The 2229-nt window shown below is 69.2% G+C and carries 1 protein-coding gene and 1 pseudogene; both read left to right on the forward strand.

Translation table 11 applies throughout. From position 1 onward, the window contains the following. On the forward strand, positions 1-1196 hold a 1196-nt coding region (locus ALA01S_RS30815; protein WP_066343567.1), incomplete at its 5' end, for an ATP-grasp domain-containing protein. Positions 1197-1218: 22 nt separating this feature from the next. Continuing rightward, positions 1219-2229, forward strand: a pseudogene (locus tag ALA01S_RS30820) (CoA-binding protein); the annotation flags it as partial.

Genomic DNA, 2229 nt, shown 5'->3' on the forward strand with positions numbered 1-2229 from the left:
CGGAAGACGAGATCCAGGCCCTCATCCGCCGCCACGGCCAGGTGTTCATCAAGCCGCTGTTCAAGGGCGGCGTGGGCAAGAAGGGCAAGTCCGGCCTCATCGGCCGCGCCACCGACCTGCGTACCGCGCTGGCCGAGAAGGAGCGCCTGTACTTCGCCGAGCACCGCCACGGCAACGCCACGGCCAAGGCCAACGGCGTGACCTTCGAAGGCGGCGTGCCCGCCGAGCACGAGGTGTACTTCGCCATCACCGACGACACCCGCTACCGCGCCCCGACCATGACGCTCACGCACCGCGGCGGCGTGGACATCGAGGAGCTGGACAAGAGCGAGATCGCCACCGTCCCGTTCGACGCCTTGACCGGTCTGAAGGCCTTCGTGGTCGCCAATGCACTGACCGACATCGGCGCGCCGAAGGAGATCATCTCCCCGCTGGTGCAGCACCTGCCCAAGCTGTGGGAGCTGATGCACCACTACGGCATGACCACGCTGGAGCTCAACCCGATCCGCATGCGCGTGGACGGCAGCGGCAAGCTCACGCCCGTGGCCTGCGACTTCAAGTGCGGTTTCGACCGCGACGACCCGCGCGTGGCACGCCTGAACCTGCCGCAGCACCTGTTCGCCGCGGACGTGGGCGCCTTCGAGCAGGAAGTCAACGAGCTGCGCACGCACCAGGGCCAGTCGGACGTGTTCGTGATCAACGAGCGCGGCACCATCCTGGCGCCCACCTTCGGCGGCGGCGCCAACTCGCTGGTGACCGAAGTGCTGGGCGAGGCGGCCAGCATCTCGTCGGACTTCGGCGGCAACCCGCCCTACGAGAAGATGAAGCAGGTGGCCAGGATCTGCTACCGGCACTTCCTGGCGCAGTCCAACGTGCTGTTCATCATCGGCGGCAAGTCCAACAACACCGACATCCACGAGACGCTGCGCGCCATGGGCGACGCGCTGCGCGAGCACTTCGCCACCCACGGCCCCACGCCGCTGTACGTGGTGGTGGGCCGCGGCGGCCCCAACCTCGTGCGCGGCTTCGGCGCCCTGGCCGACACCTGCGAAGCGCTGGGCCTGCCCTACCGCTTCTTCGGCTTCGACAGCGCGATCTCCGAGGTCGTGAACTACGCCAAGCGCATGGACGACTGGATGAAGGCCGGCGGCCGCGCCGCCATCGCTGCCCAACTGGGCCTCAAGAACGCCGCCTAAAGAGATCCAGGAGACACTTTCCATGCATGCACGAGGCATTTCCAGCTTCCCCTACTACGTAGGCATCAACTCCCTGGCCGACGTGGCCACGCGCGGCGACCGCGTGTGCGTCTTGAACATCCTGGGCGGCGAGTCGCGCCAGGTCACGCCCACCAGCCACGCCTTCTCCGGCGCCAACGTGGTGTTCGGCACCTCGCCCGGGCGCGGCGGGCAGGTGCTCAAGACCGCGGCGGGCAACATCCCCGTCTTCAACAACGTGCGCGAGGGCCTCAACGCCGGCTTGGAGTTCAACACCGGCGTGGTCTACCTGCCGCCCTCGGGCGTGCGCGACGGCGTGGCCGAGCTCATCCGCGTCAATCCGGGGCTGCGCAAGATCGTGATCGTCACGGAGAAGATCGCCGTGCACGACGCGCGCGAGATACGCGCCATGGCCCAGCAGGCGGGCGTGGACATCATCGGCGGCAACTGCCTGGGCGTGGCCGACTCCTGGAACCGCGTGCGCATCGGCGGCGCGCTGGGCGGCGATTTGCCCGAGGACTCGCTGCTGCAGGGCTCGGTGGCCATCTTCTCCAACTCCGGCGGCTTCACCACCACCATCGCCCAGTACCTGGCCAGCGAGGGCTGGGGCACGACCACCCTCGTGTCGTCGGGCAAGGACGTCTACATCCACTACGCGGCGCGCGACTTCGCGCACGCCTTCCGCAACGACGGCCGCTCCCGCGCCGCGGTGCTCTACGCCGAGCCCGGCGGCTACTACGAGCACGCCCTGGACTTCGGCAAGCCCGTGGTGGCCTGCGTGGTGGGGCGCTGGAAGTCCAAGCTCACGCGCGCCGTGGGCCACGCCGGCGCCATGGCCGGCTCCGGCGACAGCGCGCAGGACAAGGAGCGCTGGTTCATGGAGTCCCTGGGCGTGGACGCGCTCTTCACGCCGGAGAACCCGGTGGTGTCGCGCAAGGGCGCGGTGGTCACCAACATCGCCCACATCCCGGCGGCGCTCACGGCCGTGATGGCGCTCAGCGGCGCCAAGCCCGAC

The sequence above is a fragment of the Azohydromonas lata NBRC 102462 genome (assembly GCF_001571085.1).
Classification (GTDB): domain Bacteria; phylum Pseudomonadota; class Gammaproteobacteria; order Burkholderiales; family Burkholderiaceae_C; genus Azohydromonas; species Azohydromonas lata.